At 66.5% G+C, this 25,735-nt stretch carries 18 protein-coding genes; 3 read left to right on the top strand and 15 right to left on the bottom strand.

What is annotated here, in order from left to right:
• The first annotated feature begins 37 nt into the window (after positions 1–37).
• Positions 38–1,867, top strand: coding sequence for an aminopeptidase P family protein (locus ACFFJ6_RS25430; protein WP_378393234.1), 1,830 nt, complete (start codon positions 38–40; stop codon positions 1,865–1,867).
• Between the two features lie 332 nt (positions 1,868–2,199).
• A complete protein-coding gene (locus ACFFJ6_RS25425) occupies positions 2,200–3,489 on the top strand; it encodes a multidrug effflux MFS transporter (protein ID WP_378393232.1) in 1,290 nt (429 codons plus the stop codon).
• 210 nt (positions 3,490–3,699) lie between these two features.
• On the opposite strand, the gene ligA is transcribed toward ACFFJ6_RS25425, so the two are convergent.
• The 9 genes from ligA to ACFFJ6_RS25380 form a co-directional block, all read right to left on the bottom strand.
• Entirely contained in the window at positions 3,700–5,847 is a 2,148-nt protein-coding gene (gene ligA / locus ACFFJ6_RS25420; RefSeq protein ID WP_378393230.1) for an NAD-dependent DNA ligase LigA, read from the bottom strand.
• Between the two features lie 55 nt (positions 5,848–5,902).
• A complete protein-coding gene (gene recN / locus ACFFJ6_RS25415; RefSeq protein WP_378393228.1) occupies positions 5,903–7,588 on the bottom strand; it encodes a DNA repair protein RecN in 1,686 nt (561 codons plus the stop codon).
• A 12-nt stretch (positions 7,589–7,600) separates the two neighbouring features.
• Positions 7,601–8,506 carry an outer membrane protein assembly factor BamD gene (locus tag ACFFJ6_RS25410; protein ID WP_378393226.1) on the bottom strand — a complete coding sequence of 302 codons (906 nt, stop codon included), beginning with the start codon at positions 8,504–8,506 and terminating at the stop codon, positions 7,601–7,603.
• A gap of 248 nt (positions 8,507–8,754) precedes the next feature.
• Positions 8,755–9,717 (bottom strand): UDP-3-O-acyl-N-acetylglucosamine deacetylase, encoded by a 963-nt coding sequence (lpxC, locus tag ACFFJ6_RS25405; protein WP_378393224.1) that lies wholly within the window; start codon positions 9,715–9,717, stop codon positions 8,755–8,757.
• Positions 9,718–10,082: 365 nt separating this feature from the next.
• Positions 10,083–11,876, bottom strand: coding sequence for a cell division protein FtsZ (ftsZ, locus tag ACFFJ6_RS25400; protein ID WP_378393222.1), 1,794 nt, complete (start codon positions 11,874–11,876; stop codon positions 10,083–10,085).
• Between the two features lie 93 nt (positions 11,877–11,969).
• Entirely contained in the window at positions 11,970–13,295 is a 1,326-nt protein-coding gene (ftsA, locus tag ACFFJ6_RS25395) for a cell division protein FtsA (RefSeq protein ID WP_378393220.1), read from the bottom strand.
• Positions 13,292–14,284, bottom strand: coding sequence for a cell division protein FtsQ/DivIB (locus ACFFJ6_RS25390; RefSeq protein ID WP_378393218.1), 993 nt, complete (start codon positions 14,282–14,284; stop codon positions 13,292–13,294). Before ACFFJ6_RS25390 ends, ftsA begins: the two co-directional genes overlap by 4 nt.
• A gap of 279 nt (positions 14,285–14,563) precedes the next feature.
• On the bottom strand, positions 14,564–15,553 hold the full coding sequence (locus tag ACFFJ6_RS25385) for a D-alanine--D-alanine ligase family protein (RefSeq protein ID WP_378393216.1): 990 nt from the start codon (positions 15,551–15,553) through the stop codon (positions 14,564–14,566).
• 160 nt (positions 15,554–15,713) lie between these two features.
• On the bottom strand, positions 15,714–17,030 hold the full coding sequence (locus ACFFJ6_RS25380) for a glycosyltransferase family 87 protein (RefSeq protein WP_378393214.1): 1,317 nt from the start codon (positions 17,028–17,030) through the stop codon (positions 15,714–15,716).
• Positions 17,031–17,320: 290 nt separating this feature from the next.
• Here ACFFJ6_RS25380 and ACFFJ6_RS25375 point away from each other — a divergent pair, with 290 nt between their 5' ends.
• On the top strand, positions 17,321–18,154 hold the full coding sequence (locus tag ACFFJ6_RS25375) for a bestrophin-like domain (protein WP_378393212.1): 834 nt from the start codon (positions 17,321–17,323) through the stop codon (positions 18,152–18,154).
• A 3-nt stretch (positions 18,155–18,157) separates the two neighbouring features.
• On the opposite strand, the gene murB is transcribed toward ACFFJ6_RS25375, so the two are convergent.
• The 6 genes from murB to mraY all read right to left on the bottom strand — a co-directional run bounded on the left by murB (position 18,158) and on the right by mraY (position 25,727).
• The gene (murB, locus tag ACFFJ6_RS25370; RefSeq protein ID WP_378393252.1) at positions 18,158–19,090 is read right to left on the bottom strand and encodes a UDP-N-acetylmuramate dehydrogenase; all 933 of its coding nucleotides are present in this window, start codon (positions 19,088–19,090) and stop codon (positions 18,158–18,160) included.
• A gap of 2 nt (positions 19,091–19,092) precedes the next feature.
• Positions 19,093–20,496: a UDP-N-acetylmuramate--L-alanine ligase gene (gene murC, locus ACFFJ6_RS25365; protein WP_378393210.1), complete on the bottom strand. Its 1,404-nt coding sequence runs from the start codon at positions 20,494–20,496 to the stop codon at positions 19,093–19,095.
• A gap of 131 nt (positions 20,497–20,627) precedes the next feature.
• A complete protein-coding gene (murG, locus tag ACFFJ6_RS25360) occupies positions 20,628–21,728 on the bottom strand; it encodes an undecaprenyldiphospho-muramoylpentapeptide beta-N-acetylglucosaminyltransferase (protein WP_378393208.1) in 1,101 nt (366 codons plus the stop codon).
• A 4-nt stretch (positions 21,729–21,732) separates the two neighbouring features.
• Positions 21,733–22,875 (bottom strand): putative lipid II flippase FtsW, encoded by a 1,143-nt coding sequence (gene ftsW, locus ACFFJ6_RS25355; protein ID WP_378393206.1) that lies wholly within the window; start codon positions 22,873–22,875, stop codon positions 21,733–21,735.
• 247 nt (positions 22,876–23,122) lie between these two features.
• Positions 23,123–24,523, bottom strand: coding sequence for a UDP-N-acetylmuramoyl-L-alanine--D-glutamate ligase (murD, locus tag ACFFJ6_RS25350; RefSeq protein WP_378393204.1), 1,401 nt, complete (start codon positions 24,521–24,523; stop codon positions 23,123–23,125).
• A 118-nt stretch (positions 24,524–24,641) separates the two neighbouring features.
• Positions 24,642–25,727, bottom strand: coding sequence for a phospho-N-acetylmuramoyl-pentapeptide-transferase (gene mraY, locus ACFFJ6_RS25345; protein WP_378393202.1), 1,086 nt, complete (start codon positions 25,725–25,727; stop codon positions 24,642–24,644).
• Positions 25,728–25,735 lie beyond the last annotated feature (8 nt).

Here is a 25,735-nt window from a genome sequence, read left to right as displayed (position 1 = left end):
TCACCGCACGCGTCGCGCAGGATGAGGAACCGCACCGATGTTCGAAGCGCATTTTCAAACCTTCGAGGATCCCGAAAGCGGCGTCGCGCTCGGCGCGCGACTTTCCGCGGTTCGCGAGGAGCTGGCGCGCCGCAAGCTCACCGGCTTCGTCGTTCCGCGCTCAGATCAGCAGCAGAACGAATATGTTGCGCCGTCCGAGGAGCGGCTCGCCTGGCTCACCGGCTTCACCGGATCGGCGGGGTTAGCGGTCGTGCTGAGCCAAGGGGCCGCCGTGTTCGTCGATGGTCGCTACACGCTGCAGGCGGCCAAGCAGGTCGACACCGCAGCGTGGGCGATCGAGTCGCTGGTCGAGCCGCCGCCGGAACGCTGGCTGGAAGCGCATCTGCAGGCCGGCGACCGCCTCGGATTTGATCCGTGGCTGCACACTTCTTCGGCAGTCGAGCGGCTGCAGTCCGCTTGCGCCAAAGCCGGCGCGGAGCTGGTCGCGGTGGACAGCAATCCGATCGACGCGGTGTGGAGCGAGCGCCCGGCTCCGCCGCTCGGCGCCGTCAGTATTCATGGCGCGGAATTCTCCGGCGAAAGTGAAGCGGCCAAACTCGACCGCATTCGCGAGGAACTCGGACGGCTGAAAGGCGACGCCCTCGTGCTATCGGACTCGCACGCCGTGGCGTGGACCTTCAACATCCGCGGCGCGGACGTCTCGCACACACCGTTGCCCCTCTCCTACGCGCTGGTGCCGAAAGACGGCCGCCCCACCATTTTCATCGACGCGCGCAAGCTGTCGAACAGCGCCCGCGATCATCTCGAGCAGACCGCCGAAGTCGCCGAGCCCTCCGCCCTCGCGCCGGCGCTGCAAGCGATGGCTGCGACCGGCGCCGCGATCGCGCTGGACAGCGCCACCGCCGCCGACGCGTTGACGCGGCTGATCAAGAACGCCGGCGGCAAGCCGCTGCGCGGCGCCGATCCGGTCGCGCTGCTCAAGGCAGTGAAGAATGAAGTCGAGATTGCCGGCACGCGAACCGCGCATCAGCGCGACGCGGTGGCGCTGGCGCGCTTCCTCGCCTTCATCGATGCCGAAGCGCCAAAGGGAACGCTGACCGAGATCGACGCGGTCGAGGCGCTGGAGAGTTTTCGTCGCGACACCGGCGCGCTCAAGGACGTGTCGTTCCCGACCATCTCCGGCACCGGCCCGAACGGCGCGATCGTGCATTATCGTGTCACCCGCAAGAGCAACCGCCGGATCCAGCCGGGCGATCTGCTGCTGATCGATTCCGGTGCGCAGTATCGAGACGGCACCACCGACGTCACCCGCACGATCGCGATCGGCGAGCCGACCGCCGAAATGCGCGATCGCTTCACCCGCGTGCTGCGCGGCCATATCGCCATCGCCCGCGCGGTGTTTCCCGACGGCACCACGGGCGCGCAGCTCGACACGCTGGCGCGGCAATTTCTGTGGCAGGCCGGAATCGATTTCGAGCACGGCACCGGCCACGGCGTCGGCTCTTATCTGTCCGTGCACGAAGGCCCGGCGCGGATCTCCAAATTGGGCACGACGCCGCTCAAGCGCGGCATGATCCTGTCCAACGAGCCCGGTTACTACAAGACCGACGCATTCGGCATCCGCATCGAGAACCTCGAACTGGTTGTTGAGAAACTGGTCGAAGGCGCAGAGAAGCCGATGAACGCTTTCGAGACGCTGACGCTGGCGCCGATCGACCGCCGGCTGATCGACCTCGACATGCTCAGCCAGAAAGAACTCGCCTGGCTCAACGCCTACCACGCGCGCGTCCGCGCCGAAGTCCGCCCGCATCTCGACGGCCCGACGCAACTCTGGCTCGACGCCGCCACGGCGCCGCTGGAGCGCTAACCCCCCGTGCCCCGGACGCGCTGCGACACGCAGTGCGCCTCCCTCGTGCCCCGGACGCGCTGCAGCACGCAGTGCTGCTGCGCAGATCCGGGGCCCCGGTTATCGCCGAGTGTGGCGTGTGACAAAACCGGGGTCCCGCATCTGCGGCGCATCGCTGCGCGTTGCGCCTTGTGCGGGACACGGGGCTTCGCGAGCGAGAGGCTCCACGCGGGTCTCAGCCCCTCCCCGCATAGCCGTATGCCGAAAACGGCCTGTTAGGGCGCATCCGGCACGATACAGTCGGTCGCTCACCGACACCTCACACCAGCACGCCTTCCAGGAACCGCCCCTACATGCACGGCATCGTCGGCAGATATGGCAGGATCGACGCCAGCGCGCGCGACCGGCCACCGTCGAAGCTGCTGATCCTCCTGCTGGTGCTGATGAACGGCGCCGCGCCGATCGCGCTGTATATCTTCGTGCCGGCGTTGCCGGTGCTTGCCAGCGATTTCGGCAGCGACATCTCGGTCGCGCAGATGACCGTGTCGCTCTACATGGTCGGGCTGGGGTTGTCGCAGCTGATCATGGGACCACTGTCGGACCGCTTCGGTCGACGCCCGGTGCTGCTCGGCGGGCTGCTGCTGATGGTCGTGGCCAGCATCGGCTGCATCTTTGCCCACACGCTGCCGCAGCTGATCGCCGCGCGATTCTTCCAGGCGCTCGGCGGTGCCTCCGGCATGGTGATCAGCCGTGCGGTGATCCGCGATCTTTACAGCCGCGACCGCGTCGGCGGCATGCTCAGCCTCGTCATCGCCGTGATGATGATCGCGCAGATGCTGTCGCCGCTGTTCGGCGGCCTGATCGAAACCGCGCTGGGCTGGCGCGCCATCTTCTACGTTGTCACGGCCGGCGCGATCATCGTCGCCGCCGCGGTCGCGCTGGCGCTGCCGGAGACGCGCCGCCGAGGTGGACCTGCCGCGGCCGGCAGCTTCCGCGGCGATGTCGGCGCACTATTCCGGAGCCGCGCCTTCATCGGCTACGCACTGTGCCAGGTGCTGGCCTCGGCGATCATCTTCACCTTCGCGGGCGGCGGACCTTATGTCGTGGTGACGCAGATGGGCCGCACCAGCGCCGAATACGGCGCGTGGTTCGCCAGCTCCGGTTTCGCCTATCTGCTCGGCAATGTGTTCTGCGTGCGCTTCGGACCGCGCACCTCGCTGGACAAGCTGATCTGGTTCGGCCTCGCCATGCAGATCGGCGGCGCGCTGCTCAATCTCGTCTGGGGCGTGCTCGGCTGGAATCAGGTGCCGGTCTGGCTGTTCCTCACCCACATGATCATCATGTTCGGCAACGCCAGCGTGATGGCCAACGCCACTGCGGGCGCGATCAGCATCCGCCCGCACGCAGCCGGCACCGCATCGGGGCTGCTCGGCTTCACACAGTTCGGGATCGGCTCGCTGTGCTCGCAATTCGGCGCCTATCTCGGCGGCCATTTCGCCACGCCACTGCCGCTCAACATCGCAGTGTTCGGCCTCGCGCTGGCCTGCGCCGCCTCGATGACCTTCCTGGTGCCGCGAAGTAACTTCGTTCCGACCGAGGACCTGATCGAGCGCGCGGAGAGCGAAGAGCCGCCGGTGATGTGAGGCGACGCGCGCCTCGCAATAACTCGCGGCGCGGACCGTGAATCACCGCGATGCTCTGGGATACTGGGTCGCCCGCCTGCGCGGGCGATGACGGGGGTGGATGGGGCACGGCCGCGCGTCACAACAGGCCGTCATCCTCCGCAAATGCGGAGGACCCAGTATCCCAGAGCCTGTCGATTGCAGCACCTCCCGACGAAGCGCGGGCCGGCGCTATCCCCCGATCAGCGCCAGCCACTCGTCCTCGGTCAGCACCGCGACGCCGAGGTCACGGGCCTTGGTGAGTTTCGAGCCGGCGTCCTCGCCGGCCACCACGTAGTCGGTCTTCTTCGACACCGAACCCGCCACCTTGGCGCCGAGCCGCTCGGCCGCGGCCTTGGCTTCGTCGCGGGTGAACTTCGACAGCGAGCCGGTGAACACCACGGTCTTGCCGGCCACCGCGGTGTCGCGCTTGACCTTCTCGGCGGGCAGCACCTCGGTCAGTTCGGCAAGCAGCGCATCCAGTGCGGCCCGGTTGCGCGTTTCCGCGAAGAACTCGACCACGGCATCGGCCACGACGTCGCCAATGCCGGCGATATTGTCGAGGTCCTGATAGGCCTCGGATGGATTGCCCTCCTCGGTCTGCGCGTCGGCGGCGGTGCGCATCGCGTCGAGAAAGGCGTCGATCGTGCCGTAGTGGCGCGCCAGCAGCTTGGCGTTGCCCTCGCCGACGTGACGGATACCGAGCGCGAAGATCAGCCGGTGCAACTCGATCGAGCGCCGGGCATCGATCGCAGCAAACAGATTGCGTACGGAGGTTTCGCCATAGCCTTCGAGCTCTTCGAGCTTCAGCTCGGCGTTGCGTTTCTGCAGCGTGAAGATGTCGGCGGGCTCCTGCACCCATCCCTTCTCGTGAAACAGCACGATCTGCTTTTCGCCGAGACCATCGATGTCGAACGCCAGCCGCGACACGAAGTGCTTCAGCCGCTCCACCGCCTGCGCCGGACAGATCAGCGCGCCGGTGCAGCGCCACACCGCCTCGCCCTCTTCGCGCACAGCGTGGCTGCCGCACACCGGGCATTTGTGCGGGAAGCGATACGGCTCGGCCGTGGCCGGCCGCTTGTCCAGCACCACGCTGACGATCTGCGGAATCACATCGCCGGCGCGCTGCACCACGACGGTGTCGCCTTCGCGGATATCGACCCCGTCGCGTAGCGGCGAGCCGTCGTTACCGAGGCCCTTGATGTAGTCCTCGTTGTGCAGTGTGGCGTTCTGCACCACGACGCCGCCGACCGTGACCGGCTGCAGCCGCGCCACCGGCGTCATCGCGCCGGTACGGCCGACCTGGATGTCGATCTTTTCCAGCACCGTGGTGGCCTGCTCGGCGGCAAACTTGTGCGCGATCGCCCAGCGCGGCGACCGCGACACGAAGCCGAGGCGCTCCTGATAATCGAGGCGATCGACTTTGTAGACGACGCCGTCGATGTCGTACGGCAGCGACGCACGCTGCTCGCCGATCCGGCGATAGAACTTCAGTGCGTCCTCGACGCTGTGGCACTGCGTGATCTCGGGATTGACGACGAAGCCGACGTGATCGAGCCACTGCAGCATCTTGTGCTGGGTCGGCTCGTCCATCGGATAGTCGCTCATCTCGCCCCACGCATAGGCGAAGAATTTCAGCGGCCGCGACGCGGTGATCGCAACGTCCTTCTGCCGCAGCGAGCCGGCGGCCGAATTGCGCGGATTGGCGAACACGGTGTCGCCCGCCTCTTCCTGCCGCTTGTTGAGCGCGAGGAAATCCTGCTTCAGCATGTAGACCTCACCGCGCAGCTCGCAGGCCGCGGGGATCGCCTTGCCGTTCAGTGTATTCGGAATGTCCTTGATGGTCCGGACGTTGGCGGTGACATCTTCGCCGGTGAAGCCGTCGCCGCGCGTCGCCGCGCGCACCAGTTCGCCGTGCTCGTAGCGCAGCGACAGCGACAGACCATCGATCTTCGGCTCGGCAACAATCGCGGGCACAGCGTCGAGCCGCAGGAAGCGCTGCACGCGCTCGACGAATTCTGTCACCTCTTCGTCGGTAAATGCGTTGCCGAGCGACAGCATCGGCACGACATGCTGAACCTTGGCGAAGCCCCGTGCCGGCGCCGCACCTACGGTCTGGGTCGGTGACGAGTCGCTGACGAGATCGGGGAACTTCGCCTCGATCGCCTCGAGACGCCGCCGCAAGGCGTCGTACTCCGCGTCCGAAATCTTCGGCGCATCATGCTGATAGTAAGCGGCGTTGTGCCCCTCGATCTCCAGCCTCAGCCGCATCAGCTCGATCTTGGCTTTCGGCCTGGTGAGCTTGGCGAGGTCGGGGGCGGGTTTCGGCGACTTGGTCATAACCGATCGATACAATGGCGGCTTCGGAAGTGCCACCCGCTCACCACGTCCGCCCTTACCCCGCGGCCTTGATCAGCCGGTCGGCCGCCGCCCGTGCTTCGGCGGTAATCTCGGCGCCGGCGAGCATGCGGGCGATTTCCTCGCGGCGGTGATCCTGTTCCAGGGCGGCAACGCGGGTGGCGACGCGTTTGCCCTTGTCGAGGGCGGCCTTAGAGATCAGCAGATGCTGGTCGGCGCGGGCGGCGACCTGCGGGGCATGGGTGACGGCCATCACCTGGACCTTAGAGGCCAACCGCGCCAGCCGGCCGCCGATCGCGTCCGCAACCGCTCCCCCGACGCCGGTGTCGATCTCGTCGAACACCAACGTCGGCGCCGAGCCCTTGTCGGACAGCACCACCTTCAGCGCCAGCAGGAAGCGCGACAGTTCGCCGCCGGACGCGACCTTCATCATTGGCCCCGGCCGCGTGCCCGGATTGGTCTGGACCCAGAATTCGACGCGGTCGATGCCCTGCGGCCCGGCCATCGCGGCGTCGGCCTCGACCTGGGTCATGAACTTGGCGCGCTCCAGCTTCAGCGGCGCGAGCTCGGCGCCCACCGCCTTGTTGAGCTTCTCGGCGGCCTTGCTGCGCGCCGCGGAGAGTTTTGCGGCAGCGGCGCTATAGCGACCGTCCGCCTCGCCGGCGGCCTTTTCAAGCGTGACCAACCGATCGGCGCCAGCATCGATCAGCGCGACATCTGCGGCGTATTTCGCCGCCAGCGCGGCGAGCCCGTCCACCGGCGTCGAGTATTTTCGCGCCGCCGCGCGTAAAGCGAACAGCCGCTCCTCGATCCGCTCCAGCTCGAGCGGGTCGAAATCGGCGGCGGCGAGCGCGGCGTTGAGGTGCTGATCGGCCTCTTCCAGCGCATTGATGGCGGTATCGATCGCCTTCACGGCCGGCTCGATCAGTTGCGGCGCGCTGCCGGCGCGGCGCTCCAGCCGGCGCACCGCGGAGGCGAGCGCGGCGACCGGCGAATGATGCCCGCCAACCACCTCCTGCGCCTCGCGCAGATCGGCGGCGATCTTCTCGCCCTGCATCATGGTGGTGCGGCGCTCGGCCAGCGACGTCTCCTCGCCGTCCTTCGGCGCGAGCTGCTTCAGCTCGTCGGAGGCGTGGCGCAGATAGTCCGCCTCGCGGGCGGCGCGCTCCATGCCGGCGCGATGCTCGTCGAGCGCAGCGCGCGCCGTGCGGCGTGCGTCCCACAGCCCCTCGAGCGCCGCGACGTCCTTCTCCAGTCCGGCGAAGGCATCGAGCAGCCGCCGATGGGTGGCGGCGTCGACCAGCGCGCGTTCGTCGTGCTGTCCGTGGATCTCGACCAGCGTCGCCCCGACCGCCTTCAGGGTCTGCACGCTGACCGACTGGTCGTTGATGAAAGCGCGGGTGCGGCCGTCGGCGAGCTGCACGCGGCGCAGGATCATTTCGCCAGCGTCCTCCTCGTCGCGATCATCGAGGCCGTTGGCGGCCAGGATCGTGAACGCCGGATGGCCCTTGGCGAGATCGAAGGTGGCGGTGACCTGGCCGTGCTCTGCGCCGTGGCGGACGAGCGCGGCATCACCCCGGCCGCCCAGCGCCAGCGCAAAGGCATCGAGGAGAATCGATTTGCCTGCGCCAGTCTCGCCGGTCAGCACGGCGAGGCCGCGGGAGAACTCGATGTCGAGCCGCTCGATCAACACGATATCGCGGATCGAAAGGCGCGCGAGCATGCGAGGTAAGTCCTATCCGAGACCGAGCTTTTTAAAGGACTTGCTGATCCAGGAGCCCTTGTTCTCGGTGGGTTCGAGTCCCCCCGACTTTACAAGATTATAAGCGTCTTTGTACCAGCGGCTGTCAGGAAAATTGTGGCCAAGCACGGCGGCGGCCGTCTGCGCCTCGCCGACGATGCCGATCGCCATATAGGCCTCGGTCAGGCGGGCTAGCGCTTCTTCGACGTGGCGGGTGGTCTGATAGCGCGTCACCACGGTCTTGAAGCGGTTGATCGCCGCCGCGTAGTCGCGCTTCTCCATGTAATAGCGGCCGACGTCCATCTCCTTGCCGGCGAGCTGGTCGCGGGCGCCTTCCAGCTTCTGCTTGGCTTGGGTGGCGTATTCGGAGGTCGGATATTTGCGGATCACCTCTTCGAGCGCGGCGATCGCCTTCTCGGTGCGGCCCTGGTCGCGGGAGATGTCCGGAATCTGGTCGTAATGCGAGGCAGCGATCAGATACTGCGCGTAGGCGGCGTCCGGGCTGCCGGGATGCAGCGTGACGTAACGCGTCGCCGAGCCGATGCAGCTGTCGTAGTCGCCGGCCTGATAATAGGAATAGGCCGACATCAGCAACGACTTGCGGGCCCAGTCCGAATACGGGTGCTGGCGGTCGACTTCCTCGAACTTCTTGGACGCGGCCTTGAGGTCCTTGTCCTTGTTCATCAGGTACAAGCCCTCATTGTAGAGCTTGTCGGCCGGCTCGTCGTTGAACTTGTCCTCGTCCTTGGCCAGGAACTTGTCCCAGATCGCGCCGGTGCCGCAACCGCCGAGCGGCAGCGCCAGCATCGCCAGACTGGCCAGCAGGGGAAGGCTGCGCCAGAAACGGTCGCTTCCGCGCGAGACCAGCCTGTTTCGCAGTCCGAGCCGCTGTGCCGACATCAATTCCAACCTGACCAACTGGAGAACGTTGCGCTCCGGCATCCGGTAGAGCCGTCATGGCTCGCGTCCGGCCTGCCCCCGAAGCATCGAGTCAACCGTCCGGCTGTTTAGCCGAAAAAGGTTATCGGACCAACCGGGTAAGCAGGCATTCCGCCGGGAATAAGGCGACTGGGCGGTCGCGTCCGAGACATGGGAAAACAGGCGCGGCGGGACTTGGAGCTGTTGAGAAGAGCCCGGGGCCGGCGGGATCAGGACATATCCGGCCCGTAGGCCGGAGCAACCATACCGCCGACCAGACCGGTGACGGCCTCGGCGTGCCCCCGGACGGCGCGGCGCGCCGGCTCGGATTCGATCACGCGGTAGGCGGTGCGATCGGCCAGCAGCGCCGTCAGCACCGAGTGATTGAGCTTGTGGCCGCCGCGGACCGAGCGATAGGCGCCAAGGATCGGCAGGCCCGCCAGCGCCAGATCGCCGATCGCGTCGAGCAGCTTGTGACGGGCGCATTCGTCGGCATAGCGAAGGCCTTCGGCGTTCAGAAGACGCTCGTCGTCGAACACCACCGAATTCTCGAACGATGCGCCCTTGGCGTAGCCCATCTCCCACAGCCGGGCGACGTCGCTCATGCAGCCGAAGGTACGGGCGCGGGCGACTTCGCGGCGGAACGCTTCCGGCTCGACGCCGAGGGTGTAGCTCTGCTGGCCGATCACCGGATTGGAGAAGTCGATCTCGACCTCGACCCGGAAGCCACCGGCATGGGGGCGAATCTCGCCGACCGACTTGCCTTGCGTGACGCGGACCGGCTTGAGAACCTGGATGAAACGGCGGGGAGCCGACTGTTCGCGAACGCCGGCCTGATCGATCGCAGCGACGAACGGGGCGGCGCTCCCGTCCATGATCGGGACTTCCGGACCATCGACTTCGATCGTGGCGTTGTCGATGCCCATGCCGCGGAGAGCGGCGAGAACGTGCTCGGCAGTCGAAACCAGAGGGCCTTCGCTGTCGCCGAGCACGGTGGCAAGTTCGGTGGCAACAACCGATTTGGCGGTGGCGGCGATTTCACGATCCGCGCCGTCGAGACCGGTCCGAACAAAAATATAACCCGCGTCGATGGATGCGGGCCCGATGGTGAGATTCACTTGCTGACCGGAATGAACACCTACGCCCGTCACCGTGGCTTGCGAACGCAGCGTTGTCTGCCGGCTGAATTTCATGCGTAAACCGCCCAACATTGACCACCAGTCAGCCCAACCCGGACGTTATTCCGATCTCTTCTCAAGACCTTGTCCGGCGACTCGACCGTGTGTCCCCAAGTCCGGAAAACCATAGCACTGCCCCAAAGAGCGCCAACTCACGCTTTTTTACGGATTGTTACCCCAACTCCGCCGCAATACCGCCGCCGCTGCCATGAATTCAGACGCAATCGTGGCAGAGATCGTTCCCTGCCCCGCCTGATGATTTTCAATTTTCCTTTTAGGATCAATCATCTAGACCCTCGCTCAATCTTTGCATCGCACAAAAAGAAGACCCCGGAGGAGGTCCTCCGGGGTCTTGTCATGGTTGGAAATGAGGCACGGGATCAGTTGGCCTGCCGCCGCAAGAAGGCGGGGATATCCAGATGGTCGTCACCCTGTGGCGCCTGGGATACAGGTGCCGGCCGGCCATGGAGGTCCAGTCCCTGCGGGGCCGGACGCTTGGCATATTCCGAAACCGGGTCATGACCCATCTGCTCGGCGACGCTGCGCTGCGGACGGCGTTCCGGCAGCGGCGGCATCTGCGGGACCGCGGGAGCGGCGGCGACCCGGACCGGCGGCGCCGTCTCCGATTCGTCGTCGCGGCGGCTGAGGCCGTTCGCCAGGCGCTGCAGCAGCGAAAGCCGGGTCTTCTGCGGTTCGTCGTCCGTCTCGCCGCGGGCGGCCTGACGGATTTCGTTCTGCGCCGGCACCGGCAGCTCGTCGAAGCGCGGCATGCGGGGCGCGCGCAAGGCGGCCCGGTCCGGCTGCTGCGGAATGAACGAGTCCGGCGCCTCCGGCTCCTCGGACACCGCACGAGTCTGCTCCATATCCGGGAACAGGGACGGCTTCTGCGGAATCGGGCGGACGGTGACGTCGCCGTAGGACGCCGGCTCAACCGGAGCCTGAGCGACCTGCGGGGCCGGCATCTGCTCGGTGCTGACGGCGGCGGCGATCGCGGCCAAGGCGGCGCGTTCGACGTTCGGATTGCGCGGAGCCGGAGCCACCGCGTTGACCGCTGGGGCGGCAGGAGCCTGCGCGGCGCGTGCCGCCGCAGCTTCGGCGATGCGCTGGTTGTCGGCGCGCAGCTTGGCAGTCAGTTCAGCCAGACGGCTGTCCGCCGGCGCAGCAACCTGGGCAGCCGCGCCGGCCGCAGCCGCGTTCCGCGACAACTGAGCCTGCTCGATGCCGGTCGCCACGACCGACACGCGGATGATGCCGTCGAGGCTTTCGTCGAAGGTGGCGCCGACGATGATGTTGGCGTCCTGGTCGACCTCCTCGCGGATGCGGGTGGCGGCTTCGTCGACTTCGAACAGCGTCAGGTCCTTGCCGCCGGTGATCGAGATCAGCAGGCCGCGGGCGCCCTTCATGGACGAGTCGTCGATCAGCGGATTGGCGATCGCGGCTTCGGCGGCGGTCAGCGCGCGCTTCTCGCCGGAGGCTTCGCCGGTGCCCATCATCGCCTTGCCCATCTCGCGCATCACGGCGCGGACGTCGGCGAAGTCGAGGTTGATCAGGCCTTCCTTGACCATCAGGTCGGTGATGCAGGCGACGCCGGAATACAGCACCTGGTCGGCCATCGCGAAGGCGTCGGCGAAGGTGGTCTTCTCGTTGGCGACCCGGAACAGATTCTGGTTCGGGATGATCAGCAGCGTGTCGACGACTTTGTGCAGCTCGGTGATGCCGGACTCAGCGGTCCGCATCCGGCGCGCGCCCTCGAAGTGGAACGGCTTGGTGACGACGCCGACGGTGAGGATGCCCATCTCGCGCGCGGCCTTGGCGATCACCGGCGCGGCGCCGGTGCCGGTGCCGCCGCCCATGCCGGCGGTGACGAACACCATGTTGGCGCCGTTAAGATGATCGCGAATCTCGTCAATCACTTCCTGCGCTGCAGCAGAGCCGACGTCGGGCTGCGAGCCGGCGCCGAGCCCCTGGGTCACCTGCGTGCCCATCTGGATCAGCCGCTGCGCCTTCGACATCGTCAACGCCTGCGCGTCGGTGTTGGCGACCACGAAATCAACGCCATCGAGACCGGCGGTGATCATATTGTTGACCGCATTGCCGCCGGCGCCGCCGACGCCGAACACGGTGATCCGGGGCCGCAGCTCGCGAATGTCAGGAACGTTGAGATTGATGGTCATGGTTGCCTCTCGATTACGCGCGCGTTGGTTCGTGAAGTCCCCGGCAAGCGGCCTGGACAATCTGTGATGGCGGAAGGGGGCGGAAAAGAGTCATCAAAAGCCCTCGCGCAGCCAGCGGCCGACTTTGCCGAAGTAACCGGCGTGATCGGCGCTGCGGACCTGGCGGGAATGCCGCGGCTCGATGTGCTCCAGATGGGCGTATTGCGGGTAGACCAGCAGGCCCGTGGGAACCGCGAAGGATGCGCTCTTGGCTTCCTGCGGAAGCCGGCCGAAGCCGAGCGGACGGCCGACCCGCACAGGGCGACCGAGAATGCGAGTGGCGAGTTCGGGAATGCCGGTGAGTTGCGACGCGCCGCCGCTCAGAACCACGCGGGCGCGCGGCTCAGCAGCAAACGGCGAATCCGCCAGCCGGTCCCTGACCATCTCAAAAATCTCCTCGGCGCGATGCCGGATGATGTTCGCGATCGTCGCGCGGGAGATCACCTGCGGGGTGTCCCGCTCATTGTCTCCGGCGGCCGGAATAGACATCAGTTCGCGCGCATCAGAACCGCCGGTTAGCACCGTGCCATATAACGTCTTGATTCGCTCGGCATCCGCAATGCAAGCGCCGAGTCCGCGCGCCAGATCCATCGTGATGTGGTGACCGCCGAGCGCGAAGCCGCTCGAATGGACGAAGCGCCCGGCCGAGTAGATCGCCATCGTGGTGGTGCCGGCGCCCATCTCGATCAGCGCCGCGCCCAGGTCCGCCTCGTCGTCGGTGAGAACGGACAAGCCGGCCACATAAGGACTCGCCGCCATCGCCTCGACGCTGAGATGGCAGCGCTCGACCGCCAGCATGATATTCTTGGCGACAGTCGCGTCGGTGGTGACGACATTCATGTCGACGCCGAACTGTCGCGCGACCATGCCGCGCGGATCGCGAATGCCCTTGACGCCATCGAGCGTGTAGCCGACCGGCAGCGCGTGCAACACGGCGCGGCCCGGCGCAGTCGCGTGATGCATGCCGGTGGAGGTCACGCGGCTGACGTCATCCGACGTGACGGCACCACCCTTGATATCGGCGGCGGCTTCGATCAGTTGGCCCTGAAGCCGGCCGGCCGAGACCGACAGCAGCACGGACTCGACGCGCACTTTTGCCATCCGCTCGGCCAGCGCGACGGCGTGGCGGATCGCCTTCTCGCACTCGACCATGTCGACGACCGCGCCGGCCTTGACGCCGCGCGACTGGATCTGGCTGTAGCCGACCAGCTCGATGGCGTGGGTGCGGCCGCGCAGTGCGTCCTTCGGCGGCGACGGCTTCAGCCGCGCGATCATGCAGGCGATCTTGCTGGTGCCGATGTCGAGCGACGCCACCATCGCGGTCCGATGCGGCGGCATCGGGCGGGTCTTCGGAGTCTGAGTGCGATCGAAGCCGGTCACGCGTCACCAGCCTTCTTTTTGGACTTCTTGTCCTTGAACAGTTCTTCGCGCGCCTTCGCCGCATCGTCGGACAGCCGCACGGTCAGCCGATCGGGCAGCCGCATGTCGACCGTCGTGATGTCGCGCGAAAACAGCTTGTCTTCCTGATCGAGCCTGCTCAGCGTCGCCAGCGAATTGCCGACGTCCTGCTCCGGCAGCCGGATCACGAGCCCGCTGCTGAGCCAGACGTTCCAGCGCCGCTCACCCACCAGGGCGACGGCGCGGGTCTGAGCCTGAACCTGCGGATAGCGCGCGAGCAGTGCGAGGAAATCCTTAGCGCGCGTCCCCGCCCCTTTGCCGACCACCAGCGGCAGCGACATGAAGCGCCGCGCAACGTAGGGCTCGAGCACGGCGCCATCGTCGGCGATCACAGCGGTGCGCCCGTCAAGCTGCCAGCGCGCGAACGCGGTGCGCTCGACGATGTCGATCTGCAGTTCGCCCGGATAGAACTTCAGCACGGTCGCATCGGCGATCCACGGATTGGCCTTCAGCTTGTCGCGCACCGCGGCTGCATCGAGGAACAGCAGAGACGACCGGCCGGTGACGCCACCGATCGCCAGCACTTCGTCCTGAGTCAGCTGCTTGCGGCCGCTAATCGCGACCTGCTGGATGCGGAAGCCGGCGATGTTGGCGATGGCGTTGCGGGCATCGTCCAGCCCCTGCACGAATTCGTCGACATGGCCGCCCTTGACGATGCCGAGTCCGGCGCTGCCCATCAGGATCAGCACCGTGGCGACGACACCGATGCGGCGCGGGGTGTATTTTTCGAGAGTCGCGATCAGCCCACCGGGCTGCTCGGGACGGACCAGCCGCGCCGGCCGGGGCTCGGGCCGCCTGCGGCGCGCCCAGCGGTGGCGCAACAATGCAACGATCGCCACGGCGACCGCTTTCAGGTCAGACTGAAACCCCGACAGTCGCGACGACCGGGCGAGGCGCCCTCCACCATGCATTGCTAGAGCTCGTACACGTTATGCCCGCAACCAACCGGGCTAAGGCGCAAGCAGCATCTCGAGGCTGTGCGATTACGCCATGAAGAGACGGAAGGTCCGCCCGGTCATGCCTCGCCAGTCGAGCGCCAACATGCGCAGCCAGCGTTAACCTTCGGCCCAACTGGTAAACAAAAAGTAAAGGCGCCCGAATCAGGGCCGGATTTGTTGCGATTCATGAGGGATTTGGCTGGAGAAGAGGTAAATCTGCAGGGGTTCCGCGGGAACCTGACTGCGCGCTCGTTAACGCCGGAGGCTGCGTTCGGCGAGCGCGATCTGGCCGTGAAGAAAGTCGGCGAATTCGATGCCCTGCGCCTTCAGCGCCTTGGGGTAGAGCGACGCCTTGGTCAGCCCGGGCAGCGTGTTGGTCTCGAGGAAGACCGGACCGTCGGCGGCCACGATGAAGTCGGACCGCGAGTAGCCGCGGCATCCGATCACGCGATGGGCCCTGACGGCAAAATCCATGATCACGGCAGCGACCTCGGGGGCGAACCGGCCCGGGCAGATCTCCTGCGTCGACTTGGCGAGATATTTCGCCGTGTAGTCGAAGCCGCCGTCGGCTGGCACGATTTCGATCGACGGCAGCGCCAGCAGCGAACCGTCCGCCTGCTCCAGAACACCGCAGGTCGCCTCGATGCCGGAGACGAACGGTTCGATCAGATAGTCTTCCGTCTTGGCCGCGTTGCGGACCGCGACCAGATCCTGCTTGGCGTTGACGAAGAACAGTCCGTAGCTCGATCCGTCCCGGGTCGGCTTGGCGATCAGGCGGCCGTAGGTCTCGAGCGCAGCCTCGGCGTCCGCCAATGCGACGCCGCTCAGCGTACGAACGCCCGCGATCGCGGCGAAGCGCTTGGCGGCGACCTTGTCGAAGGCGAGATGCGATGCCGCCGCGCCCGAGCCGGTGAACGGCACACCGCGCATTTCGCACATCGCCTGCAATTCGCCGTTCTCGGCGACGCCGCCATGCAGGCCGAGCACCAGCAATCGTTGTTCGGCCGCGGCTCGATCGAGCGCGACATCCAGTGCCCCGATCACCTCGCCCGCCGGACGAAACGGCTCTTCGAACGGCCGGTCATGCGCCAGCAGCGCCTGCGGCGTCACGCGGTGCACGGTGTCGTCGTCGTTCCAGAACCAGAGCTCAGCATCCGGCAACGCCGCGTGTAGCGCCTGTGCCGAAGCGACCGACACCAGCCGCTCTTTGCTGGTGCCACCGAAAAGTATCGTCTGTCGCATGGATCGGTCCGCCGGGCGGTCCCTGTTGGGTCAGATTGGTCCGAGCGTCTCGCGGGCCGGCGCGGACGCAATGTCCCCGATTTGGCTGATTCGGAGAAGCTGCAGGGAAACGTTTTCGTCCGTGCGGCAAGCCGGAGGAAGATCGAGAGGCCGACGTCGTCTAGCGCACGCGGCGCAAGCAAAGCAGTCCGCAACCGAGCAGGACTGCAATCGCCGGCGTCGCCAGACCGATGATGCGCAGCGGCTGCCATACGCCGCCCTCGGTCCCGAACATGCCGATCCACATGACGCAGGCCCACAGCACCAAGAACGTCACCAGCGTCGTCTCGCCGTTGCGGCGCCAGGCGTCGAACAGCATCACCGCGACCAGCGGCGCAACGAAGGCGACATAATTGGGCTGCGACACCGACAGCACCAATGGCAGCGAGGCACACAGCACCGCACCGCCGATCAGGATCGCTTCGGACAGGGGCGGCTGCGGGCCGCGAATCCGCCAGAACCGGCCCTGGCCGATCCACACCAGCGCGCCGATGAAGACGGCGTCGAAGGCAAGCTGGCCGAGCGTCGCGAAAAGCGGCAGCTTGTCCTCTGCGGGCAGGCCGCCGGCTGCGATCCGCGCCAGCATCGCGCCGATGCTCAGCATGTCGTAGGACGTGAAGGTGATCTCGGCAGCGATCTTGTCGTTCGGCGCGCCCGTGAAGACGCCGCTGAGATGCTCCGTCCACATAGCAGTGTAGAGCTTGATCACCTCTGCGGGGCCGAGGCACAGCGTCGGGACGACGAACAGAAGCAGCGAGCTGAAACCGGCAACGGCCAACACCGTCCGGCTGTCGCGTCTGAGCACAGGAAACAGCAACAGCACCAGCGGAAACAGCTTGATGGTGAAGCCGAGCGCCAGCGCGAAGGCGGCGGAATAGACTCGTCCCTTTGCGTAAAGAACGAGGAAGCCGACCATTGTCAGCAATACCAAGGCGCTCGGCTGGCCACGGCCGAGACCGTCACCGATATACGGCATCAGGATCGCAAGCGGCCCAATCCGCAGCATCCACCAGGCATTCCAGTCGCGCTGGACCAACGGCGGAGCATCCCGTTCGAGCGCCCTCGCCCACCAATCCACCGCGATCAACAGCACAGCGACACTGAGCATGTACCAGATTGCCACGGATGCCGGCAGCGGCAACGCCCAGGACGGCCTTGGATAGCCCTCAAGCGGGTGGCCGAACGGCCCCATCAGGAGCGCGAAGAACGGTGGATAGTGATAGGTCCAGCCGTGATGATCTGCGACTTCGTACAGCGGGTAGCCGGTCCACACCGCCCACCCTGCGCGGAAGAACACCTGTACGTCGCCGAAGCCCTGCACTGCCGATCGCTTCACGACGATCGGCAGATAGATGCAGAGCGCGAGCGCCACCACGCCTATCAGTGCGATCTCGTACCAGTGCAATTGCCGAAGGCGCGGCGCGAATTGTCGATGCAACGAGAGCGCTCCAGTCCGTCGGTCCGGGGGGATGCCACGCCGGCCCGGCAGAAGCATGGCGTCTGTGTTTCAGCTTATGTGAAGCCGGCAAGACTGTACAACCCGCGATTGTCGGAGATTTCGCAATCGCGACATGCATCCGCGCGCGCACCGTCACCGCGAGCGAAGCACGGCCGGTGGACGGGAGCTGCAGATGCCGCCAAAGTCCGACGTCCGAGACGTTGGAACAGTTCCCGATTCGACTGCGCCGACGTATGCCGCATCCGAACGATCGATTGACGGGAACCACGATGATCAGGGCCTGGCTCGACCTCTCCACCACCGGCACCTTCGTGACGCTGGCGCTGCTTTACTATGGCGTCGCGCTGACGCTCGTCATCGTGACGTTCGTATCGCCGGCGCGCGGGCCGATCTCCAAGCTCAACGGCGTCGTCGCACCGTTCTTTTCTTCCGTGGCCGTGCTGTTCAGTCTGCTCACCGGCTTCCTCGGCTACGAGGTGACGGAGCGCAATCGTCGGGCGACCAGCGCGGTCCAGACCGAGGCGGGCGAACTGCAGAACCTCTATACGCTGAGCATCGCGTCGGTGACCGACATGCGCAAGATCAGGATCGCGCTCAAGGACTACGCCAGGTCGGTGGTGCGCGACGAATGGCCCGCGGCGCGTGGCGAAAGCGCGGCATCCACCACGGAAGCCTACGACGAACTGCTGACTCAGCTCAGCGATCCGGGCATCAGCCGCGACGCCAGTGCCGCCGTGCATGTCGCGATGCTGAGCGCGGCGGTCCGGGTCGGCACCGCGCGCAATTCGCGGCTCAGCCTGTCGACCGACCGGACCAGCGAACTGAAATGGATTTCGGTGCTGCTGCTCGGCATCATCACGCAGGTCGCGCTGACGCTGGTGCATCTGGAGAAGCCGCGGGCCATGACCGCCGCGCTCACTGTGTTCGCCACCGGCGCGGTCGTGGCACTCGGATTGATCGCCCTGCAGGAGGATCCATTCAGCGGCGTGTTCCGCGTCTCCTCAGCGCCGCTCGAACACGTGCTGAGACTGCCGGACACGCCGGCATTGCCCCCGTCTGCGCAGCCACCGGTGCCGCCGTCACCACCGCCGACGGCGAAGTAATATTCAGCGCCCGGCGTCCGCAGCGACGCCGATGCGCTTGATCTCCCACTGCAACTCGACGCCGGACTGCGCCTTGACGCGCGTCCGCACTGTTTCGCCGAGGGTCTCGATGTCGGAGGCGCTGGCCTCTCCGGTGTTGATCAGGAAGTTGCAGTGCATTTCCGAGACCTGCGCGCCGCCGATCTTCAAACCTCGGCAGCCGGCGGCGTCGATCAGCTTCCAGGCGCTCTGGCCAGGCGGATTCTTGAAGGTGGAGCCGCCGGTCTTCTCGCGGATCGGCTGCGCCATCTCGCGATGCGCCTGCACCTCGTTCATCTTCGCCCGGATCGCATCTGACGATGCCGGCGTGCCGCGGAAGCGAGCTGATGTGAAGATCAGTCCGGTGTCGGCGCCGCTGTGCCGATACGAGAACTGCATTCCGGCGTTGTCGAGCACATGCTCGCGGCCGCTGCGATCGACCGCGGTGGCATCGATCAGTACCTCGCGGGTTTCGCGGCCGTTGGCGCCCGCATTCATCCGCAGCGCGCCGCCGATCGTCCCCGGGATGCCGAAGTAGAATTCCAGTCCGCCGAGACCGGCTGCGGCTGCCGTCTCGGCAACGCGTTTATCCAAGGCGGCGGCCCCTGCATGCACCACCTGCCCGTCCGCGCGCACGTCGCCGAAACCACGCGGAGCCAGCCGGATCACCACGCCCGGCAGCCCGCCGTCGCGCACGATCAGATTGGAGCCGACGCCGATGCACAGCACCGGCACTTCCGCGGGGAGTCTCGAGAGGAAGTAACCGAGATCATCGGCATCCGCCGGCGTGAACAGCACCTGCGCGGGACCACCGACGCGAAACCAGGTCAGCGGAGCCAGCGACTCGTTACTCAGCAGCCGGCCACGCAACTCCGGCATCGCGGCTTTGAGGTCGGAGGTGATGTCGGGGAACGCCACGATCAACCCAGCGCCTTCAGCTCACCGGGCAGCGCATAGGCCCATTGGGTGATATTGCCGGCGCCGAGGCAGACGACGTAGTCGCCGCTGTTGGCGACGCCCGCGACGACGCCCGCAAGCGATGCGGAGTCCTGCAACGGGATCACTTCGCGGTGGCCATGCGCGCGCAGACCGAGCACGAAGTGATCGCGGTCGATGCCGGGGATCGGTGCTTCACCGGCCGGATAGACGTCGGCGACGATCACGGTGTCGGCGTCGTTGAAGCAGGTGCAGAACTCTTCGAACAGCGACTGCAGCCGCGTGAAGCGATGCGGCTGCACCACGGCGATCACCTTGCCGGCCGTCGATTGACGCGCCGCCTTCAGCACCGCCGCGATCTCGACCGGATGATGGCCGTAGTCGTCGATGACGGTGACGCCGTTCCACTCGCCGGTCTTGGTGAAACGCCGGCGCACGCCGCCGAAGCCGGCCAGCGCCTTGCGGATGGTGTCGTCGGAAAGCCCGAGCTCGTGCGCCACCGCAATCGCCGCCGTGGCGTTGAGGGCGTTGTGGCGGCCCGGCATCGGCACCGTGAGATCCGTGATCTCGTGCGAAGTCCCGGCCTTGCGATCGCGAAACGCGACCTTGAACGTCGAACCGGCGCCGGACGGCTTGAGGTCGAGCAGCCGCGCGTCGGCCTGCGGGTTCTCACCGTAGGTGATGATGCGGCGATCCTCGATCTTGCCAACCAGCGTCTGCACCACCGGATGATCGATGCACATCACGGCGAAGCCGTAAAACGGTACGTTCTCGACGAAGTTGCGGAACGCATCCTGCACCGCGTCGAAGGTCTTGAAGTGATCGAGATGTTCGGGATCGACGTTCGTCACGATCGCGACGTCGGCCGGCAGCTTGAGGAAGGTGCCGTCGCTCTCGTCGGCCTCGACCACCATCCAGTCGCCGGCGCCGAGCCGCGCGTTGGTCCCATAGGCGTTGATGATGCCCCCGTTGATGACGGTCGGATCGAGTTCGCCGGCATCGAGCAACGCCGCCACCATCGAGGTCGTGGTGGTCTTGCCGTGGGTGCCGGCGATCGCCACGCAGCTCTTCAGCCGCATCAGCTCGGCCAGCATCTCGGCACGTCGCACCACCGGAATGCGCTGCGCACGCGCAGCCAGCAGTTCCGGATTGTCGCGCTTGATCGCGGTCGAAACCACCAGCACGTCGGCGCCCTTGATGTTGTCGGCCTGATGGCCAACGTGGATCTGGATGCCCTTCTCGCGCAGCCGGTTGACGTTGGCGCTCTCGGAGGCATCCGAGCCCTGCACGGTATAGCCGAGATTACACAACACCTCGGCGATGCCGCTCATGCCAATGCCGCCGATCCCGACGAAGTGAATGGGTCCGATCTCGCGCGGCAGTCTCATGGGCAAAGTCTCTCAAAGGTCGGTCGACAGGGCCGGGCTTGTCCCGGACAGCGACGATTCAGGCACTTCATGCAAGACGAGGATGGCGGGGACAAGCCCGGTCCGGACAAAAGCCGGGAACCCGGCCCAGTTCAGACCTGCGCCACCCGCATGACCAGCTCCGCCAGCCGATCGGCCGCATCCAGCCTGCCCACCGTACGGGCCGCTGAGGCCATTGCGGTTAGCTTCGCCGGGCCAGCGGCCAAGGCGGTGATCTCCGTGGCAAGTCGCTCCGGTGTGAAATCCGCCTGCACAATGCGAATGGCGCCGCCGGCATCTGCCAGCACGCCGGCATTGGCAAACTGATCCTGATCAAGCGCGCCGGGCAACGGGATCAAAATGGAGGGCCGGCCGATCGCGCCGAGCTCGGCAACGGTGCCAGCACCGGAACGGGATACCACAAGCTGACTGGCGGCGAGCCGCGCCGGGAGGTCGGTGAAGAATGGCGCCAGCTCGCAATTCAGCTTCAGCCGGTCGTAGACCGCCCTCACCCGGGCCATGTCCTCATCGCGGACCTGCTGGGTCAGCACCAGACGGGCCTGCAGAGCCGGGTCGAGTTTCTCGATCGCGCCGGGCACGATGTCGGCCATCACCCGGGCGCCCTGGCTGCCCCCGACCACGAGCAGGCGCAGCGGTCCGGCCGGATTGAGCGGCGCGAACGGCACCGCGGCAGCGGCGAGGATCGCCGGCCGCATCGGTGTGCCGGTCGTCGTCGTCTTGGCGGCCAGCGCCGGATCGCGGTCGAGCACGCCGGGCAGCGAGGTGGCGATGGCAGTGACGCGCCGCGACAACAGGCGGTTGGCTCGGCCCATCACGGCGTTGGCGTCGTGGATCAGCGTCGGGATTCGGAGTGCGCTTGCGGCGAACAGCGGCGGCAGCGTCGGGTAGCCGCCGAAGCCGATCACGGCGGCGGGGCGGCGCCGCAGCATCAGCGCCATGGCCTTCGCCGTGCCGGCACCGAGCATCAATCCGGTGCGGGCCAGTGCCCAGGGCGTTCTGCCGCGCACCGTCTCGCTTGGGACCACGTCGATCATATCGGTCGAGAACAGTCCGCTGTAACGCATCGCCCGGCTGTCGGTGACAAGTCGGACGCGAAGTCCGCGCTTCATCAGCACCACGCCGAGCGCTTCGGCGGGAAACAGATGTCCGCCGGTGCCGCCGGCGGCAAGGAGGATGAGAGGCGCGTCGCTCATGGCCTTACGCGTAGCTTCCGGCGGCTTCGATCGCGTTGACTTCGGTCTGCGGCCGTTGCCGGGTCAACGCCAGCATCATGCCGACGCCGTAGGCCAGCGACACCATCGACGAACCGCCATAGGAGATGAACGGCAGCGTCATGCCCTTGGCGGGGATCAGTTGCAGGTTCACCGACATGTTGATCGCAGCCTGCACGCCGAACAGGATCGCCAGCCCGGACGCGGCGAAGCGCGTGAACAGATCGTCGGACTTGTAGGCGCGCGACAGCGTGCGCAGCACGATGAAGCTGAACAGCGCCAGCAGCGCCAGGCACAGCACGATGCCGAACTCTTCGGCCGCCACGGCAAATACGAAGTCGGTGTGACTATCCGGCAGGCTGCGCTTGGCGATGCCCTCGCCGGGCCCGAGCCCGAACCAGCTGCCGTTGCTGAATGCTTCGCTCGCCATGTCGACCTGGAAGGTGTCGCCCGATGCCGGATTCATGAAGCGCTTGATGCGGCCGGCGACGTGCGGGACCAGCAGGTAAGCGGCGAACAGTCCTCCGGCGGCTGCGCCTGTCAGCCCGAACACCCATATCACCCGCATCCCGGCGATGAAGAACAGCGCGCCCCACACCATCGTGATCAGCATGGTCTGGCCGAAGTCCGGCATCATCACCAGCAGCGACACGAGCATCAGCAGCAGCACCATCGCCATCGAGGTGGCGGGCATTTCCGGCCGCCGCGCCGCTTCCGAGAACAGCCACGCGGCCAGGATCACGAAAGACGGCTTGGCGATTTCGGAGGCCTGAATATTGACGCCGAGCAACGTGATCCAGCGCCGCGAGCCCTTCACTTCCGGCCCGAACAACAACGTCACCACGATCAGTACGATCGCCAGCGCGAACACGATGAGTGCGGTGCGCCGGATCTGCCGCGGCGACAGAAACGAGACGCCGATCAACACGATCAGCGACGGCGCCAGGAACAGCACGTGACGATTGAAGAAGTGGAACGGGTCGAGTCCGATGCGGGTCGCCACCGGCGGCGACGCGGCTAGCGACAGGATCACGCCCGCGAGCATCAGCGCGATCAGCGCCGCAAGTAGCACGCGGTCGACGGTCCACCACCATTCGCTGAACGGCGTGCGTTGTTCACGGGAGATCATCGGCGATCCTGGGACAAAGGTTCGACCATTGGTGCGCCCGTGTGGTTGCCAAGAGGTTAACGGATTGGCTTGGAATCGAGGATGTGAACGGGGCTTTGGCCACCCGCCGGCCCGTTGGCACGCCGCTCGATCCGGAGCAGCAAGTGCCCTCGCGGGCTTGTGGCAAACCTGAGGCAGGCGGGGAATCCGGGTGGCGGGCCTGCTCAGGCGATAACGACAGTCGTTGGCAGCGCGCCGGGCCGCTCGCTCAGACCATCGGCTTGACGCCGTCGAGCGCCAGAACCAGATCGCGGAACCGGTTACCGCGGATTTCGAAGTTCCGGAACTGATCGAACGAGGCGCAGGCGGGGGACAAAAGGACCACCGGCTCAGCCAGGCCGGCGGTCGCCGCGTCGCGGGCCGCGGCCGGCACCGCGTTGTCGAGCGTCCGGCTGATTTCGTAGGGCACGCGGCCGTCCAGCGTCTTTGAAAACTCCGCCGCGGCTTCGCCGATCAGATAGGCTTTGCGGATGCGCGGGAAGTACTCGGCGAGACTCTCGATGCCGCCGGTCTTCGGCTTGCCGCCGGCGATCCAGAAGATGTCGCCGAACGACGACAGCGCCTTGGCGGTGGCGTCCGCGTTGGTGCCCTTGGAGTCGTTGACGAACAGCGCGGCTCCCTGGCGGCCGACCTGCTCCATGCGATGCGCGAGTCCGGGGAAGCTGCGCAGGCCCTGCTGCAGAACGTCCGGCGCGACGCCGAGCGCGAGCACGGCCGCGGACGCGGCGGCCGCGTTCTGCGCATTGTGCAAACCGCGTAGCGAGCCGATTCCGCCGAGCTTCGCGATCTCGTTCGATGCGCCACCGGCGACGCGCGAGATCACTTCGTGGTCGGCGACGATGCCGTCCGCCAGCGGCTGCTTCACCGAGATCCGTACCACGCGCTTGCCGGCGCGCTCGAGCCGGTCCGCCATGTCGCGGCCGAAGCCGTCGTCGACGCCGATGATCGAGGTGCCGCCGGCCGGCACGCCGGCGACGAGGCGTTCCTTCACGGCGGCGTAGTGCTCGATCGTGCCGTGGCGGTCGATGTGATCCTCGGTGACGTTGAGCATGATGCCGACGGTCGGATCGAGCGATGGCGTCAGGTCGATCTGATAGGACGACATTTCGATCACGTGGACGCGGCCGGCACGCGGCGGCTCCAGCGACAGGATCGCGGTGCCGATATTGCCGCCCATCTGGGTGTCGTAGCCGGCTTCGCGCATCAGATGCGCGATCAGCGCCGTGGTGGTCGATTTGCCGTTGGTGCCGGTGATGGCGACGAACGGTGCGTCCGGTGCATGCAGCTTCCGCTCGCGGCAGAACAGCTCGACGTCGCCGATCACTTCGACGCCGGCCTCGCGCGCCTTCAGCACGGTCCAGTGCGGCGCCGGATGCGTCAGCGGCACGCCGGGCGTCAGGATCAGCGCGGCGAAGTTCGTCCACGAGACGTTGCGCAGATCCGCGGTGATGAAATTGGCCTGCGCGGCTTCGACCATGCGATCGAGATTGTCATCGCACGCGAACACTTCGGCGCCGCCGGCGCGCAACGCATGACAGCTCGCCAGCCCCGACCCGCCAAGGCCGAACACCGCGACGGATTGGCCCGCGAAAGAGGTGATGGGGATCATGGCAAGCCTCTCCCCGTCATTGCGAGGAGCGCAGCGACGAAGCAATCCGGCTCCGTGCACTGCGCTGGATTGCTTCGCTTCGCTCGCAATGACGAAATCAAGGCCTCGCCCATCATCCTCACCGCAGCTTCAGCGTCGACAGGCCCGCGAGCGCCAGGATGACGGCGATGATCCAGAAGCGGATCACGATCTGCGGCTCGGTCCAGCCCTTCTGTTCGAAATGGTGATGGATCGGCGCCATCCGGAACACGCGCTTGCCGGTGAGCTTGAACGAGGCGACCTGCACGATCACCGACACGGCTTCCAGTACGAACAGGCCGCCGATCACGGCGAGCACGATCTCGTGCTTCACCGCCACCGCGATCGCGCCGAGCATGCCGCCGAGCGCCAGCGAGCCGGTGTCGCCCATGAAGATCGAGGCCGGCGGGGCGTTGAACCACAGGAAGCCCAGACCGGCGCCGAGCAGCGCGCCGCACAGCACCGCGAGTTCACCGGTGCCGGCGACGTAGTTGATCTGCAGATATTCGGCGAACACAGCGTTGCCGACCAGATACGAGATCATGCCGAAGCTGGCGGTCGCGATCATCACCGGCACGATGGCGAGGCCGTCGAGGCCGTCGGTCAGGTTCACCGCGTTGCCGGCGCCGACGATCACGAAGGCGCCGAAGATGATGAAGTACCAGCCGAGATTCAGCGCGACATCCTTGAAGAACGGAATCACCAGCGAGCTCGACAGCGAGCCGCGCCCGAGCCACACCAGGGCGAAGCAGGCCGCGCCGGCGATCGCGAATTCGATCATCAGCCGGGTGCGGCCGGAGATGCCGGCGTGGGTCTGCTTGGTCACTTTCATGTAGTCGTCGTAGAAGCCGACGAAGCCGAAGCCGAGCGTTACCGCCAGCACGATCCAGACATACGGGTTGAGCAGGTTCGCCCACAGCACGGTGCCGACCGTCAGTCCGGACAGGATCATCAGCCCGCCCATCGTCGGCGTGCCACGCTTGGAAACGAGATGCGACTGCGGGCCGTCGGCGCGGATCGGCTGTCCCTTGCCCTGGCGCAGCCGCAGATTGTCGATGATCCAGGGGCCGAACAGGAACACGAACAGCGCGCCCGTCACCACCGCGCCGCCGGTGCGGAAGGTGATGTAGCGGAAGACGTTGAAGGCCGGAAAAGAACTGGAAAGATCGATCAACCAATAGAGCATTCGGGGCC

The organism is Rhodopseudomonas telluris (genome assembly GCF_042432815.1).
Taxonomy (GTDB): domain Bacteria; phylum Pseudomonadota; class Alphaproteobacteria; order Rhizobiales; family Xanthobacteraceae; genus Rhodopseudomonas; species Rhodopseudomonas telluris.
The sequence above is the reverse complement of the archived record's forward strand: the minus strand, read 5'-3'. Positions and strand labels throughout refer to the sequence as shown.